This is a genomic window from Klebsiella sp. GG_Kp173, from assembly GCF_040062415.1.
GTDB classification, from domain to species: domain Bacteria; phylum Pseudomonadota; class Gammaproteobacteria; order Enterobacterales; family Enterobacteriaceae; genus Klebsiella; species Klebsiella quasipneumoniae.
The window spans coordinates 129,779-144,472 of record NZ_JBEAFZ010000020.1 but is presented as its reverse complement, the minus strand read 5'-3'; the positions used below and the strand labels follow the sequence as shown (position 1 = coordinate 144,472).

General features: G+C 57.2%; 17 protein-coding genes and 1 tRNA gene. 10 read left to right on the top strand and 8 right to left on the bottom strand.

From position 1 onward, the window contains the following. Window positions 1-59 precede the first annotated feature (59 nt). Window positions 60-614, bottom strand: coding sequence for an isopentenyl-diphosphate Delta-isomerase (gene idi / locus ABLU50_RS10885; protein WP_004205328.1), 555 nt, complete (start codon window positions 612-614; stop codon window positions 60-62). 314 nt (window positions 615-928) lie between these two features. On the opposite strand from idi, the gene actS reads away from it, so the two are divergent. Beyond that, a complete protein-coding gene (actS, locus tag ABLU50_RS10880; RefSeq protein ID WP_087833199.1) occupies window positions 929-1,642 on the top strand; it encodes an amidase activator ActS in 714 nt (237 codons plus the stop codon). Between the two features lie 80 nt (window positions 1,643-1,722). Beyond that, window positions 1,723-1,796 (top strand) — tRNA-Gly (locus tag ABLU50_RS10875). Window positions 1,797-1,963: 167 nt separating this feature from the next. Here the strand turns inward: ABLU50_RS10875 and ABLU50_RS10870 are convergent. Next, window positions 1,964-3,352: an MFS transporter gene (locus ABLU50_RS10870; protein WP_087833200.1), complete on the bottom strand. Its 1,389-nt coding sequence runs from the start codon at window positions 3,350-3,352 to the stop codon at window positions 1,964-1,966. 129 nt (window positions 3,353-3,481) lie between these two features. Here ABLU50_RS10870 and ABLU50_RS10865 point away from each other — a divergent pair, with 129 nt between their 5' ends. Then, a complete protein-coding gene (locus ABLU50_RS10865; RefSeq protein WP_087833201.1) occupies window positions 3,482-4,399 on the top strand; it encodes a LysR family transcriptional regulator in 918 nt (305 codons plus the stop codon). 247 nt (window positions 4,400-4,646) lie between these two features. Here ABLU50_RS10865 and ABLU50_RS10860 read toward each other — a convergent pair whose 3' ends face one another. From ABLU50_RS10860 to ABLU50_RS10845, 4 genes are read right to left on the bottom strand one after another with little or no spacing between them, the layout of a single operon-like run. Beyond that, a complete protein-coding gene (locus ABLU50_RS10860) occupies window positions 4,647-5,450 on the bottom strand; it encodes a carboxymuconolactone decarboxylase family protein (RefSeq protein ID WP_004205332.1) in 804 nt (267 codons plus the stop codon). 32 nt (window positions 5,451-5,482) lie between these two features. After that, entirely contained in the window at window positions 5,483-6,502 is a 1,020-nt protein-coding gene (locus ABLU50_RS10855) for an aldo/keto reductase (protein WP_004205333.1), read from the bottom strand. Window positions 6,503-6,522: 20 nt separating this feature from the next. Continuing rightward, window positions 6,523-7,086, bottom strand: a complete 564-nt coding sequence (locus ABLU50_RS10850; protein ID WP_023319106.1) for an NAD(P)H-dependent oxidoreductase — start codon at window positions 7,084-7,086, stop codon at window positions 6,523-6,525. A 2-nt stretch (window positions 7,087-7,088) separates the two neighbouring features. Next, on the bottom strand, window positions 7,089-7,397 hold the full coding sequence (locus tag ABLU50_RS10845; protein ID WP_004205336.1) for a hypothetical protein: 309 nt from the start codon (window positions 7,395-7,397) through the stop codon (window positions 7,089-7,091). A 138-nt stretch (window positions 7,398-7,535) separates the two neighbouring features. Between ABLU50_RS10845 and ABLU50_RS10840 the strand changes: the two genes are divergently transcribed. Both ABLU50_RS10840 and ABLU50_RS10835 read left to right on the top strand, forming a co-directional pair. Continuing rightward, complete coding sequence (locus ABLU50_RS10840; RefSeq protein ID WP_004205338.1) at window positions 7,536-8,435, top strand: LysR family transcriptional regulator; 900 nt, start codon at window positions 7,536-7,538, stop codon at window positions 8,433-8,435. A gap of 160 nt (window positions 8,436-8,595) precedes the next feature. Next, the gene (locus ABLU50_RS10835; protein WP_087833202.1) at window positions 8,596-8,859 is read left to right on the top strand and encodes a hypothetical protein; all 264 of its coding nucleotides are present in this window, start codon (window positions 8,596-8,598) and stop codon (window positions 8,857-8,859) included. 3 nt (window positions 8,860-8,862) lie between these two features. On the opposite strand, the gene ABLU50_RS10830 is transcribed toward ABLU50_RS10835, so the two are convergent. Beyond that, window positions 8,863-9,435, bottom strand: a complete 573-nt coding sequence (locus ABLU50_RS10830) for a DUF1349 domain-containing protein (protein WP_057213002.1) — start codon at window positions 9,433-9,435, stop codon at window positions 8,863-8,865. Between the two features lie 18 nt (window positions 9,436-9,453). After that, on the bottom strand, window positions 9,454-9,747 hold the full coding sequence (locus tag ABLU50_RS10825; RefSeq protein ID WP_004205341.1) for a YciI family protein: 294 nt from the start codon (window positions 9,745-9,747) through the stop codon (window positions 9,454-9,456). A 219-nt stretch (window positions 9,748-9,966) separates the two neighbouring features. Between ABLU50_RS10825 and ABLU50_RS10820 the strand changes: the two genes are divergently transcribed. The 5 genes from ABLU50_RS10820 to ABLU50_RS10800 all read left to right on the top strand — a co-directional run bounded on the left by ABLU50_RS10820 (window position 9,967) and on the right by ABLU50_RS10800 (window position 14,581). Next, a complete protein-coding gene (locus tag ABLU50_RS10820; RefSeq protein ID WP_004205342.1) occupies window positions 9,967-10,296 on the top strand; it encodes a metalloregulator ArsR/SmtB family transcription factor in 330 nt (109 codons plus the stop codon). Between the two features lie 51 nt (window positions 10,297-10,347). Next, window positions 10,348-11,640: an arsenic transporter gene (locus ABLU50_RS10815; protein WP_087833204.1), complete on the top strand. Its 1,293-nt coding sequence runs from the start codon at window positions 10,348-10,350 to the stop codon at window positions 11,638-11,640. Window positions 11,641-11,649: 9 nt separating this feature from the next. Continuing rightward, complete coding sequence (arsC, locus tag ABLU50_RS10810) at window positions 11,650-12,072, top strand: glutaredoxin-dependent arsenate reductase (RefSeq protein ID WP_057213006.1); 423 nt, start codon at window positions 11,650-11,652, stop codon at window positions 12,070-12,072. A 471-nt stretch (window positions 12,073-12,543) separates the two neighbouring features. Next, entirely contained in the window at window positions 12,544-14,097 is a 1,554-nt protein-coding gene (locus ABLU50_RS10805) for a peptide MFS transporter (RefSeq protein ID WP_004205346.1), read from the top strand. A gap of 184 nt (window positions 14,098-14,281) precedes the next feature. Continuing rightward, on the top strand, window positions 14,282-14,581 hold the full coding sequence (locus ABLU50_RS10800; RefSeq protein WP_004205347.1) for a DUF1889 family protein: 300 nt from the start codon (window positions 14,282-14,284) through the stop codon (window positions 14,579-14,581). Window positions 14,582-14,694: the final 113 nt, after the last annotated feature.

Genomic DNA, 14,694 nt, shown 5'->3' with positions numbered 1-14,694 from the left:
GATGACCGTTATGGCGCCGCTTTTTACGCCGGGTGGTGACGGCAGCGAGACGAGTCAGCTTACCCGCGCAGACGCGCAACAAAGTCGGTCAGCGCCTGGCGGGCGTCCCGATTTTCCGCTTCCAGCACCATCCACGGGCTAAACGCCCAGGGCGTGGCGGCCAGCGCGCTTAACATCGTTGCCAGGTCAACCCACTGATAATCCATGACTTCATCGTCATTAGGCTGCACTTCGCTCACCACGCGCGCGGCATACACCGGGCATACTTCGTTCTCAACGATACCGTTTGGGGCGACCGCCCGGTAGCGGAAGGCCGGGTGAACCGGCGCGATATCGGCGATCTCCACGCCGAGTTCGAAGCGGCAGCGGCGCGTGACGGCCTGCTCGAAGGTCTCGCCCTGCTGGGGGTGTCCGCAGACCGAGTTGGTCCATACCCCGGGCCAGGCTTTTTTGCCCAACGAACGACGAGTGACCAGCAACTGACCCTGCTGGTTAAACAGCCAGCAGGAAAACGCGAGATGTAAAGGGGTATCAAGCGTATGGGCGGCATACTTCTCCAGCATACCGGCAGGCTGATCCTGCTCATCCAGTAAAATGACGTGTTCCCCGGCCATGACGACTCCTGAAAATAAAAAAAGACCCGGCACAAACCCGCCGGGTCATGTACTCAGGCCACTAGGTTAGCCCATAAATGGCAGAAAGGCATTACCAAAACAAGCCCTGGAGGCGGCTCTGTGAGCGGCCACCCGCATGTTGGGGAAGACCATCATGACGTGCGGCACCAACAGCAATCGCTGTTCGTCGCGGGCCATATCCGATGGCCAGGGGATATTGGTTTTGCCATCAGGGATGACGCCCTGCGCCGCGGACTGGTATGATATTCGCCCTGATTGCGAGGTAAGTGGTTGTGTTAAGTGCAGGATGCCTGATGATGAAACGCGTTTATATGACACTGATGCTGGTGGTAAGCCTGGCGCTGGCTGGCTGCTCCAGCACCTCCGATTCCGGTACGACCTACACCGTTAAACGCGGCGATACCCTGTATGGCATCTCCCGCACCACCGGCACCAGCGTTCGCGATCTGGCCCGCCTGAATAACATCTCCCCGCCTTACACCATTGAGGTGGGGCAGAAGCTGAAGCTTAACGGCAGCAGTTCATCGAAGACAACGAAGAAAAAATCTTCCTCTACGCGCACCGCGGCGGTCACGCCTTCGTCCGCAGTACCTCAGTCCTCCTGGCCGCCGGTGGGACAGCGCTGCTGGCGCTGGCCGACCAGCGGCAAAGTGGTCCTGCCTTATTCCACCGCCGATGGCGGCAATAAAGGCATTGATATCGCCGGAACCCGCGGTCAGCCGGTGTATGCCGCCGGGGCGGGCAAGGTAGTCTACGTCGGCAATCAGCTGCGCGGCTATGGCAATCTGATCATGATTAAGCACAGCGAGGATTACATCACCGCCTATGCCCACAACGATAAACTAATGGTGAATAATGGCCAGAGCGTGAAGGCCGGCCAGCAAATTGCCACCATGGGCAGTACGGATGCCGACTCAGTGCGGCTGCATTTCCAGATCCGCTACCGGGCGACGGCCATCGATCCGCTGCGTTACCTGCCGCCGCAGGGAAGTAAACCTAAGTGCTAAAAGGTTATTTTATCGCCAGTCAGCATCCGGCAGGCTTGTCACAGGGTGCGTAAGGGCTATAATGCTTCTCGCACCTCTTCGCGGGCGTAGTTCAATGGTAGAACGAGAGCTTCCCAAGCTCTATACGAGGGTTCGATTCCCTTCGCCCGCTCCAATTTCAAGTCTCCTGAAGTCTACCCAACTCAATTTTCCCTTGAGAAATAAGCGGTTATAGCTTTCTGTTAGTCTATTGAACTCCGACGGAGGACTCCACTTTGGTTGCCGGATCGGCGTTTTGCGCTGCTGGCGCTGGAGTCGTAGCGTTTAGTGATATTTTCGCACTTATCCTGTTTCCGCAGGATGAGTGATTTTACGCAACCGGCTCGCACTGACGACGACCGATACCGCAGAGGCCGCGGCGGCGCTCCACAGCGCAACATGAATTGCCCTTTCATCTGCTGCCAGCAGAACGCCTACAGCCGCGGCTCCCAGGCACTGCCCGAAAGTGCGCATAATGGATAAAACACCGGACGCATAACTCGCGTGCTCACGAATAACGTTTGAGAGCATTTCCCGGTTATTGGGACTCTGAAAGCAGCCAAACCCTATTCCGCACACCAGACTTCGCAGGCAGATATCCCACATTGAAGGGCTGGCGGGTAACGTCGCCAGCAGGATCAAACCGACGACAAATATCACCAGCCCCAGAGTGGATATCGCCGGGGCTGATATCGTGTCCGCCCAACGGCCTGCATGCGGCGCAATCACCACGATCCCTAACGGCCACGGCGTAAACAGCAGGGCAGACACTACCGGACTGTAGCCGTATTCGCTCTGAAACAGGAAGGGTAGCGCAATAAAGGTGATCCCCTGGCTGACAAAAGCAATCATCGACGTGAAGGCCGCGAGGGTAAAACGTTCATTTTTAAACATGGTCGGCGGCAGTAAGGGATGACCCGTGCGGCGGATTTGCCAGATAAAAGCCATGCCGCTCAGCGCAGCGAGAGCCATCCAGCAAAGGCTGCCGAATTGATAAGTGGCGTTCTGTAGGCTGTTCGCCGCCATGATCGTCGAACCCAACAGCAGCGCCGACAATATGGCGCCCAGGGTGTCGAAGGGCGCCTGCATACGGATCGCATCCCGCGGCAGCGCTCTGGCCGCCAGCAGTAAGGCGAGGGTGCCGGGAAGAACGTTTATCGCAAACAGCCATTGCCAGCTCAGGGTGTGAAGGATCGTACCACCCAATACCGGGCCGATAGCGGAGCTGGAGGCAATGAGCAGGGCATGGAACCCCAGAATGCGGCCAAGTAATCGTCCGGGAAATACGGACCTGAGTATTGCGGGAGCAATACTCAGCGTTGCCGCGCCGCCGATCCCCTGAAGCACGCGCATACCGATAAGCACTTCGGGCTTATTCGCCAGCGCGCAACCCAGTGATGTCAGGGTAAAGGTCGTCAGGCCCGCCAGAAATACGGGGCGATAACCCAGACGGGCCGCAAGCGCCGCGAATATCGCCAGCGTCATCGCAGCCGCCAGCAGATACCCGTTGGCGAACCAGACGGCAATACCGGCAGGTACCTGCATCTCCTGAGCCATTGAGGGCAGGGCAATGTTGATCATGGTGCCATCAAACACGCCCATTAAGGTGGTGGTCATGATTGCGGCCATCACCCGTGCGCGCGCCGGGCCAGGCAGTCCTTCGTCGCCGGGTTGGCTGGAAAAGAGCGTCATCATTTGTCCTCTGAGAAGAGTGTATGGATGACAAAACTATAAAGATGGCTTTTACCAGGCGGAAGGCGCACTATTTTCACTTTATTGTTGCATCAAACGCCTTATCTTAATGTGCTGGGAGAAAGGGTAATGTCTGATCCCGATTTTAATTTGCTGGTAGCTCTCGACGTATTGCTGAGTGAAGCGAGTGTCGCAGGTGCGGCTCGTCGTCTGAACCTCAGCACTTCGGCCATGAGCCGGACATTAAGCAGGTTACGCGATGTCACAGGAGACCCGATTCTGGTGCGCGCCGGGCGTAACATGGTACTGACCCCGTGGGCCGAAGCGACCCGGGATCGCGCCAGGCGTGCAGTGCACGAGGCCAGGGCAGTATTGCAGCCCTCAACGGAAACGTTCTGCGCGCGAAGTCTGGCGCGTCTTTTTACCATCAGGGCAAACGATGGTTTTGTGGTGGCGTTTGGGCCTGCGCTCATCGCAGCGGTTGCCGACGCCGCGCCGGACGTCTGTATACGCTTCGCGCCTAAGCCGGAAAAAACATCGCGCTATCTTCGGGAAGGGCTGGTTGATCTGGAGATTGGCGTTCAGAGTAATATGGGGCCAGAAATACGGCTGCAACGACTGTTTGAGGATCGGTTTGTTGGCCTCGTGCGTAAAGGGCACCCGCTGGCTAAGCAGGCAGAAATAGGCGTGGGTGATTATGTCGCCTGGGGCCATGTGGTAGCGTCACCCGAGGGCGCGTTGCACGGATCCGTTGACGATGCGCTGGCCGAACTGGGGACAAAACGTAAAATTGCGAGCGTCGTACCGGGATTTCCGACAGCACTGTCCGTGGCGCTGGAATCGGATCTTATCGCCATGATACCCGCACTCTATTTACTCAATCAGCAGGTAACGGACCAGGTACACGTTTTCGAGCTGCCGTTCAAAAGCCGTCGTATTACGGTATCGCAGATGTGGCACCCAAGGATGGAACGCGACCCCGGTCACCGCTGGCTGAGAAAGCAAATTCTTGCGATATGCGGTGGGGGGAGGTCAGTCATGACCTGACCAAATAGACATGTCCGCGCTACAGTTTCGCCACAGCGATCGCTGCTTTCAAAGGATGAGACTCATGACGGCATACGGAACGGAAATTTTCTCAATGAGCGATCTGAACAGATTCACGATCGAAGTCTCCATACTTCGACAGACCGTTTATGTTCTTTTCGTGAGACCTAATCGAAAACCCTCGTGGTACCTTTAAATTAACAATTAACGACGAATAAAGGACAGCTTCCCTGTCCTTTATTCTTTTTTATTCAGTTTTGCTCTCGCGCGATCGCAATACCTCACCGACCACAGGAGCAGCGGTAAACGCATTTGGCCATCCCGCGTAGAACGCCGCCTGGGCAACCACTTCTCCGGCCTCTTCAGCCGAAAGCCCATTATCCATGGCTCTGTTCAGGTGGTAGCCAATCTGCGCGCTCTGTCCGGCGGCGATTAACGCGCTGACCGTCACCAGGCTTCTGTCGCGGGGCGTTAGCGCGGGCCGTTGCCAGAGGTCGAGAAACAGCGGGTCGGCGGTAAATTTAACCAGGCCAGGCGAGATGGGGCCGACATTTTTTTCGACGGTGTCTGCACGCTGTTTCTCTACCTGTTCATTGAGGGGCAGCAGCGTCGGCGAGGCGGCGGGGAGGGACTCTGCCGTCACGCCCCTGGCTTCAAAGATGGCTTTAGCGACGCTGACGGCTGACATCGCATTGGGCCAGCCAGCGTAGAAGGCGAGGTGAGTAATGATCTCTGACACTTCCGCTGGCGTCACGCCGCTATCGAGCGCGACGGCAATATAGTGCTTCAGCTCTCCTGGCTGGTTGCGGGCAATCAGCATCGCCATGGTCACGATGCTACGGTCGCGGGCGGACAGGGCGTCACGTTGCCAGAGGTCGTTGCTGATGGCCTCGCGGCCGAAGCGCGCCAGCGCCGGCGACACCGCTTGAATATCAGCGTCCGTAAGGGTAGAAGGGGTAATTTTCATCATAGCTTCATCTCTTTGTTCGTTGGCATAAGCAAAATCAGACAGCACAAGCGACAAGGCTGCCGCGGCAATCACGTTTTTCATATTTGCTCCTTTCCGCCCCACTGGGCGGATCGTTAGCGCGTCCACACCTGAGGATGGTCTTTGGCTTGCGGCGTGTTTTGCGCCATCACGCCTGTGAGGAAGTGCGGCTGATAGGCTTCTTCCAGATAGCGGATTTCTTCCGGGCTCAGTTGAAGGGCTACAGCGTTGACCGCGCCGTCAACATGATGCTTTTGCGTGGCGCCGACCACCGGGGCGGTGACTTTAGTCAGCAGCCAGGCCAGCGAAATTTCGGTCATGGAGACCTGATGCCGTTCGGCAAGTTCGGCGACGCGGGCAATAATGCTCCGATCCTGCTCTGCCGTGCGGTCGTATTTGCCCCGGGCATAATCATCTTCCACCGCTCGCCGCGTGTGGCCTTCTAAGCGGGCGAGACGGCCGCTGGCCAGCGCGCTATAGGGAGTCATAGCGATATTATCTTCCGCGCACAGCCCGAACAGCTCTCGTTCGTCTTCACGCATAATCAGGTTGTAGTGGCTCTGCACAGAAACAAAGGACGTGAGCCCTTCGCGTTCGGCAAGGGCGTTCGCCTTCGCCAGCTGCCAGGCATAACAATTGGAAATGCCAATCGCGCGCACCTTGCCGGCGGCGACAGCGGCATGCAGCGCCTCCAGCACGTCGATAACCGGGGTGTTGTAATCCCAAATGTGGTAAATGTAGAGGTCGATGTAGTCCATCCCGAGGTTTCGCAGACTCTGGTCAAGCGAGCGGGTGATCGCCTGTTTTCCGCTGATCCCCCCGGCAATCTGGGCAGCGGTTCGTGGCAGAAACTTGGTGGCCAGCACCACATCCTCGCGTTTTGCCATCTCCCGCAGCGCCCGGCCAACGTACCGTTCGCTGGAGCCGTTCTGATAGGCGATGGCGGTATCGTAAAAATTGATGCCCTGTTCCAGCGCGTAGCGGATGATCTCCCTGCTGGCTGTTTCGTCCAGCGTCCAGCGATGCTGGCCCGTTGACGGATCGCCAAACCCCATACATCCCATGCAGATGCGGGAGACCAGTAAGTCACTCTTCCCGAGCCGGGTATACTGCATCTTTATTTTCTCCCTTTGGGTTATTCCACCAGAGTTTTAAGCCGTGCGATCAGTCTGGCCGCGTGTTCCCGGGCACGCGTTTTTTGCTGAGCGATTTTGTCGGCATCCCGGTCGGCGTAGCTAATGCCGCAGGTATAAACCGGCGCCAGCAGCTCAAGATTGCACAGCCTGGCCGTGGTCTCGAAGGGAAGGAGATACTCCTCAATGGCATGGCCAAAGAAACCGTCAGCGGTATAGAGCGCCTGTGGCGCTCCCGTAGTGAAGGAGAGGAGCAGCTTTTTACCACCCAGTTTCGCCGTTGAGCCATGGGCGAAGCCGTGGATAAAGACCTCGTCCAGCCACTGTTTCATTAACCCGGGCAGCCCATACCAGCTAAAGGGAAACTGCCAGACAATCACATCCGCCTGCAGCAGGCTTTCCTGCTCTGCGGCGATGTTGAATTTGCCGTCCGGATAGAGCCAGTCCAGACGACGGATTTCCGCATCAGGCAGGGCGGTCGCCAGCTCATCGAGGATGGTGGCGTTGGCGATGGAATGGTTAAGATCCGGATGCCCGGAAACGATAAGGATATGAGGCTTTCTCATCGTTACTCCTGAGGTTTAAATTCGGCAGAGAAGAGGTTTTCCCAGTTAATAAACGAGCCGAGTGGAATACACTCGAAGGTTAATAAACCCGCCTTCGCCAGCGGAAATTCGGCCATGACGTTATTCGCCTCTTCCACGGTGTCGCACTCGAGGAAAATAGCGACGCCGGGTCGGTCCTGACGGAAATAGATGTCGCGGATAAAGCCAGATTTATACAGCCCCCAGGCATGGAGGGCTTCCGCGGTAAGGTGCGGCGCATAGTGCTCCAGCGTTGCGCCGGGCGCGGGGATATCCAGACATAAAATTCGCATCGTTGTCTCCGGAAAGTCATTATCAGCGGGAAGAGACAAAAGTATACGAGCCACAGGGAGTGAAGATTAGGCGGTCATTGACTTAAGAATATTTAGCCTGTACTTAATAATCAGGCGAGACTGTCGCAAGGAGATGCTATGAATAACGCCCTTTATAATCAAATACGCATCTTTCAGAGCATTGCGCGCGAAGGCAATATCTCGGCCGCGGCGAGGAAATTAGAAATCACGCCGCCGTCTGTCAGCAATGCCCTCAAGCTGCTGGAGGAGCATATCGGTCATCCGCTTTTTGTGCGTACCACCCGGCGAATCGAGCTGACGGAAACCGGCCAACAGCTGCTGGAGCAAACCGCTGCGGCGGTCGAGGTTCTGGAAACATCGCTGGAGAGCCTCCGCGATCAGAATCGGGAACCCTCCGGGGCGGTGAGAATTACGCTCTCGCGCTTTGCCTACCTGCTTATTCTTAAACCGGCGATGGCGGCTTTCTGTCAGCAATACCCGGGGATCCAGCTGGAAATATCGGTCTATGACGGTACCGTCAATATCATTGAAGAACGATTCGACCTTGGGATCCGCTTTGGCGATATTCTCGAAGGCGGGGTGGTCGCCCGCCCGTTAATGAAACCGTTTCGCGAAGGGTTATATGCCTCCTCAGCCTATCTGGCCGAATATGGCGTGCCTGAGTCGCCCGCCGATCTCAGCCATCACCGGCTGATTGGCTATCGCTTTATTACCAACCACCGTATCCTGCCGCTGATCCTCAATGACCACGGCGAGCAACTCACCGTGGAGATGCCGGGGCAGTTAATCAGCAATGATATTGACGTCATGGCAGACGGTATCCGCCATGGACTGGGGATTGGCCGCTTGTTTGAACCTATCTGGCGGCTACAGCCCGATCGTGAACAGTTTCTACCGGTGATGGAGGACTACTGGAAAACCTATCCGCCGGTTTATCTCTATTACCCGAAAAACGCGGGTAAAACGAAAAGGGTGAAAGCCCTGATTGATTTTCTGATAGCGCATACCGCGGCATAAAGGCTATTTTGCGTGCGAAATGTCTGAAGACACCGGCCCTGTCTTTCCCTCTGCCTTAACCCTATACTCCCTGCGGATAAAGCAGTTTTTTATCGCGGTGCAACGGCTTATCCCATCGTCAACGCGATGGGCGGGGAATTTCAATAAGGGAGAGGCAGCAATGGGCAGACGCTTAATGGTCTGTGTGTTCGCGCTGGTGGCGTTTTCAGCCACCGCAGCGCATGGCCATCACAGCCAGTCGGTAATATCGGGCGCCGACGGCGGCAACGGTTCGGACGGCGGCAGTAGCGATAACTCCTCGGGCAGGGCAGGGTGCCCGGGCGGCACCGATCCCGATAAGCACGGCCATTTTTACCTGCCCGGCACCCGCGAACCCTGCAATCCTGGCCCTCAGGATGCAGAGAAAGTCGGGTCTTCCCGCTAGCGTTCAGCTCAGATCGTGCAGCGCTTTGTCCAGCGGCGGGGAAAGCTGAATATCCCGAAATGCAACCGCCAGTCCGCCGCGCTCCGGTGAGCAGCACATGACGCCGGCTTTTACCGGGCCTGGCGGAAAGTAACCAAGACGCAGCAGCGGCCAGCGCTCGCCGTCGGTCGAATACTGCAGCCTTAACGCATCGCCCTTGCGGGTCAGCCGCAGCCAGAAGGTGCGCGGGTCGCCGGGGAAAAGGCCGGTGGCCCAGTCGGAGTGGGTTAACGTCAGCACGCTGCCGATGGCCGGGGCATCGTCATTAAACTCAATCCCCGCCTTCAGCCAGGTCTGCTCGTCCGCCATCATCATCAGCCCGGCCTGGTCGTAAAGCGTGGTGAAATCCGCACAGATTTTTGCCTGCAGGGTAAAATCGCCCTCCACCTCAGCGGCATAAAGATGGCCGGAGAAGCGCTCGAAGCCATACCAGGTATGGCGCCAGAAGTCGGTATGCTTATCGGTGACCACCGTCAGGCCGTCGGCATCGCGGTGCCACTCGGCAGGTTCATTAATCCAGTAAAAGGATGGCTGCATTTTTCCTCCGGAACAGGCTTATAACAGCGACTGCAGCGCGGGCGACGCCATGCTGGCCTCAAAGGGAATAATCTCCGTATGGGCGAGGCCCAGCTGCTGGAAGGGATCCTGGCCCAGACGCGATTCCAGAATTTCCCGGCTGTCGCATTTCGCCAGAATCACCCCGCCGGTACGAGGAATACGGCGGCCGGAGGCGAGAAAGAGGCCGTCAGCATAGCATTTTTTGAGCCATTCGACGTGGGCGGGGATCGCGTTGTCAATCTCTTCGAGCGGTTTTATATACGTTAAAACAACCACATAAATCGTACTCATCCTGAAAACCCTGTCAATCCGATGGGATCTTCAGCCTGACACATTTCAATGATGGATAAAAGAAAGCGCGGCATTTTTGCGTGCTATTGAGCAGGAGGCGCGTGTTGCAACTGCAGGGAGATTTATCGCAGCTGTGAAAAAAACACATATGTATTTTCGAATGTATATTGATCTTTAATCGTGGTCCCGTATGCTGTCCGTCACGCTTGAGGAGAAACCATGTCTTTATTACCCCTGCAGCTGTTCAAAAACCTCGCCGATGAAACCCGGCTGGGGATCGTGCTGTTGCTCAAGGCGCGGGGAGAGCTGTGCGTGTGCGATCTCTGTACGGCGCTCGCCCAGTCCCAGCCCAAGATCTCCCGCCATCTGGCAATGCTGCGGGAGAGTGGGCTGCTGCGGGATCGAAAACAGGGTAAGTGGGTCCATTATCGCCTCTCTCCGCAGATGCCGGCCTGGGCGGCGCAGGTGATTGAGCAGGCCTGGCTAAGTCAGCAGGACGATGTGCGGCTGATGATCAGCAGACTGACCGACGGGCCAGGTTGTCGGTAAAAAATTTATCTTATCATATATGATTTTTCGAATGTGATTGGTGGAGGAACGATGTTGCTGGCAGGTGCGATTTTTGTCCTGACCCTGGTGCTGGTGATCTGGCAGCCGCGGGGGTTAGGGATCGGCTGGAGCGCGGCCTTTGGCGCGGCACTGGCGCTGGTCACCGGTGGCGTACAGATAGCCGATATCCCGGTGGTGTGGCATATCGTCTGGAATGCCACCACCACGTTTATCGCCGTGATCATTATCAGCCTGCTGCTCGACGAGTCCGGCTTTTTTGAATGGGCCGCGCTACACGTTTCCCGCTGGGGAAGAGGGCGGGGTCTTCTGCTGTTTACCTGGATTATCCTGCTCGGCGCGGCGGTGGCGGCGCTGTTTGCCAACGACGGCGCGGCGCTGATCCTCACGCCCATCGTGATTGCCATGCTGCGGGCGCTGGGGTTCAGTAAGGGAACGATGCTGGCCTTTGTCATGGCAGCCGGGTTTATTGCCGATACCGCCAGCCTGCCGCTGGTGGTGTCGAATTTAGTGAATATCGTGTCGGCAGATTTCTTTGCCATTGGCTTCAGGGAGTACGCTTCGGTGATGGTGCCGGTCGATCTCGCGGCGATCCTCTCCACCCTGGCGATGCTGCACCTGTTCTTTCGCAAGGATATCCCACCCACCTGGGATATGGCGTTACTGAAAGCGCCGGCCACGGCGATAAAAGATCCGGCGACGTTCCGTACCGGCTGGGGCGTGCTGCTGCTGTTGCTGGTCGGTTTTTTCGTTCTTGACCCGCTGGGGATCCCGGTCAGCGCCATCGCGGCGCCGGGAGCGGGGATCCTGTTTGCTGTCGCGAAGCGCGGGCGGGTGATTAACACCGGCAAGGTGCTGCGCGGCGCCCCATGGCAGATTGTGATCTTCTCGCTGGGGATGTATCTGGTGGTGTATGGCCTGCGAAACGCCGGATTAACGGATTATCTGACCACGGTGCTGAACATGCTGGCGGAGCGCGGGCTGTGGGCCGCGACGCTGGGCACCGGTATCCTGTCGGCCTTCCTCTCTTCGATCATGAATAATATGCCCAGCGTACTGGTCGGCGCCCTGTCGATTGATGGCAGCGCGGCAACAGGGACGATCAAAGAGGCCATGATATATGCCAACGTCATCGGCTGCGATCTGGGGCCCAAAATCACGCCGATTGGTAGCCTGGCCACGCTGCTCTGGCTGCATGTGCTGACGCAGAAGCACATCACCATCGGTTGGGGGTATTATTTCCGCTGCGGCATCACCATGACCCTGCCGGTGCTGCTTGTGACGCTGGCCGCGCTGGCGCTGCGTCTCTCCTTCAATCAGCCATGAGAACGTGCTATGAGCATCACCATATACCATAACCCTGAATGCGGCACCTCGCGTAATACCCTGGCGCTGATCCGCAACAGCGGTGCTGAGCCCACCATTATCTATTATCTGGAGACGCCGCCGTCGCGCGATGAGCTGCGTCAGCTGATCGCCGCGATGGCGATCCCGGTGCGGGCGCTGCTGCGGCAAAACGTCGAACCCTACGACGCGCTGGGCCTGGCGGAAGACCGGTTTACAGACGACCAGTTAATCGACTTTATGCTCCAGCATCCGATCTTGATTAACCGTCCGATCGTGGTGACGCCGCGGGGCACCCGACTCTGTCGCCCGTCAGAGGTGGTGCTGGAGATCCTGCCGGGGCCGCAAAAAGGCGCCTTTGTGAAGGAAGACGGTGAGCGGGTCATTGATCGGGCGGGGCAGCGTGTGAAATAGCGCGCAAAATGGCGCCGGCTATAGCAGCCGGCAAGCCTTATAAATCCTGCCGCACGGTTAGCTCTCCGGGGGTAGCACCTGGATGGCTTAACAATATTCTCCCTTAGCGCTATTTCTGCCTCCTCCGGCCCGTTTCCCTTACTTTTCCTGTCGTTATATGCCCTGCCCGCACCGACGGTTTTTGTCCTTTGTTAATCAATCAACTTACTGTTTTTAATAAATAAAATTATGTATTCTGCACAATGGCATAATGTCAACGCTGTTTACGTTTTTGCGAACATTAAATCTATAAAACTAGATGTTTGTCGACTTTTCATCTAAAAAGGAACGGTAAGGGGCTGGACAAAACCACTGCATGGTTATCAAATGGTTAAAAATGCTCGTATCTGATGTTAAGACAAACAAATTATAAATCGTCAGCCCGCTTTATACGGTTAACTTGCGCTGCGGCGCACCTTTTCTGGAGAATTTATGCATTCCTCTGTTAATAAAAACGAAAGCCGTACCTTTTTCGGCCATCCTTATCCGCTGGGCTCCCTGTTCTTCACTGAAATGTGGGAGCGTTTCTCGTTTTACGGGATCCGTCCCTTACTGATCCTGTTTATGGCGGCGACGGTTTACGACGGCGGGATGGGGCTGGCGCGGGAGAACGCCTCGGCGATCGTCGGGATTTTTGCCGGCAGTATGTATCTGGCCGCGCTGCCGGGCGGCTGGCTGGCGGATAACTGGCTAGGCCAGCAGCGCGCCGTCTGGTACGGCTCGATTCTTATCGCCCTCGGGCACCTGTCGATCGCCCTGTCGGCATGGCTGGGCAACGACCTGTTCTTTATCGGCCTGATGTTTATCGTCCTCGGTTCCGGGTTGTTTAAAACCTGTATCTCGGTGATGGTCGGTACCCTGTATAAAAAAGGCGACGCGCGCCGCGACGGTGGTTTTTCGCTGTTCTACATGGGGATCAACATCGGCTCGTTTATCGCGCCGTTAATCTCCGGCTGGCTGATTAAATCCCATGGCTGGCACTGGGGCTTCGGCATCGGGGGGATCGGGATGCTGGTGGCATTGATCATTTTCCGTCTCTTTGCCGTACCGTCGATGAAGCGTTATGACGCGGAGGTTGGCCTCGATTCCACCTGGAACAGCCCGGTGGCGAAAAAGAATGGCGTTGGGGCGTGGCTGCTGGCGCTGGCCCTGGGAGTGGCGGTGCTGGTCACGCTCATTAGCCTGGGCACGATCGTGATTAACCCGGTGGCGGTGGCCAGCGTGCTGGTCTATGTGATTGCCGCTTCCGTGGCGCTCTATTTCATCTGGCTGTTCGTCTTCGCCGGCCTGAGCCGTAAAGAGCGGGCGCGCCTGCTGGTATGCTTTATTTTGCTGGTCTCGGCGGCCTTTTTCTGGTCCGCGTTTGAACAGAAACCGACCTCCTTCAACCTGTTTGCTAACGACTACACTAACCGGATGATCGGCGATTTTGAGATCCCCGCGGTCTGGTTCCAGTCGATTAACGCCTTGTTTATCATTCTGCTTGCGCCGGTCTTCAGCTGGGCGTGGCCAGCGCTGGCGCGCAAAAACGTCCGTCCGGGCAGTATGACCAAATTCGTCATTGGCATCCTGTGCGCGGCGGCGGGCTTTGGCCTGATGATGCTGGCGGCGCAGAACGTCCTGAACAACGGCGGGGCCGGTGTGTCGCCGCTGTGGCTGGTGGGCAGCATCCTGATGCTGACACTCGGCGAACTGTGCCTGAGCCCGATTGGTCTGGCGACCATGACCCTGCTGGCGCCGGAGAGAATGCGCGGCCAGATGATGGGGCTGTGGTTCTGCGCCAGCGCGCTGGGTAACCTGGCGGCGGGGCTGATTGGCGGTCATGTGAAGGCCGATCAGCTGTCGCTGCTGCCGGACCTCTTTGCCCGCTGCTCTATCGCGCTGCTGATCTGCGCCGCCGTACTGGCCGTGCTGATTGTCCCGGTCCGCCGGATGCTGGAGAACAGTCAGTCCAGCGCCGCGCAAAAATCCGTCAGCAACGCCTGACGCGATCCCCAGGCCGGTCCCCCGGGACCGGCTTATTTTTTGTCCAACCCCCGCCTCAGCTGTGCAAAATCCCCTTTTCTGAATGCGCGATGTCCCATAACGTGAGCGTGTTCTTTGAAATCACGTCGCTTTCCGGTCCATAGTGTAGTCAGGTTTACTATGTGGTTAATATAAGGACACACCTATGCCAGCAGTCATTGATAAAGCATTGGATTTCATTGGTGGTATGAATACGTCTGAGCCAGTACCACAGTCTATGGATGAAAGTACCGCGAAGGGAATTCTCAAATATTTGAAAGAACTGGGCGTGCCAGCCAGCCCGGCCGATGTCGCTGAGCGCGGTCAGCAGCAGGGCTGGAGCGCCGGGTTTACCGACAAAGTGGCGGAGTGGGCTGAACGGGTCGCCGCCGGCGAACGGCTGGTGATTAAGCATCCGGAATTCTTTTCCACCTACATGCGCGAAGAGCTGCGCGCCCTGGTGTAATCGCCGCGCATCAATCCCGCGTCTTCTGTTAAATGCCTTCCCCATCCGGGAAGGCATTCTTGCTGATGACAAACCTGTTTGGTTATTGTGCCCGCCTTTCTGCCGGGTGGCGG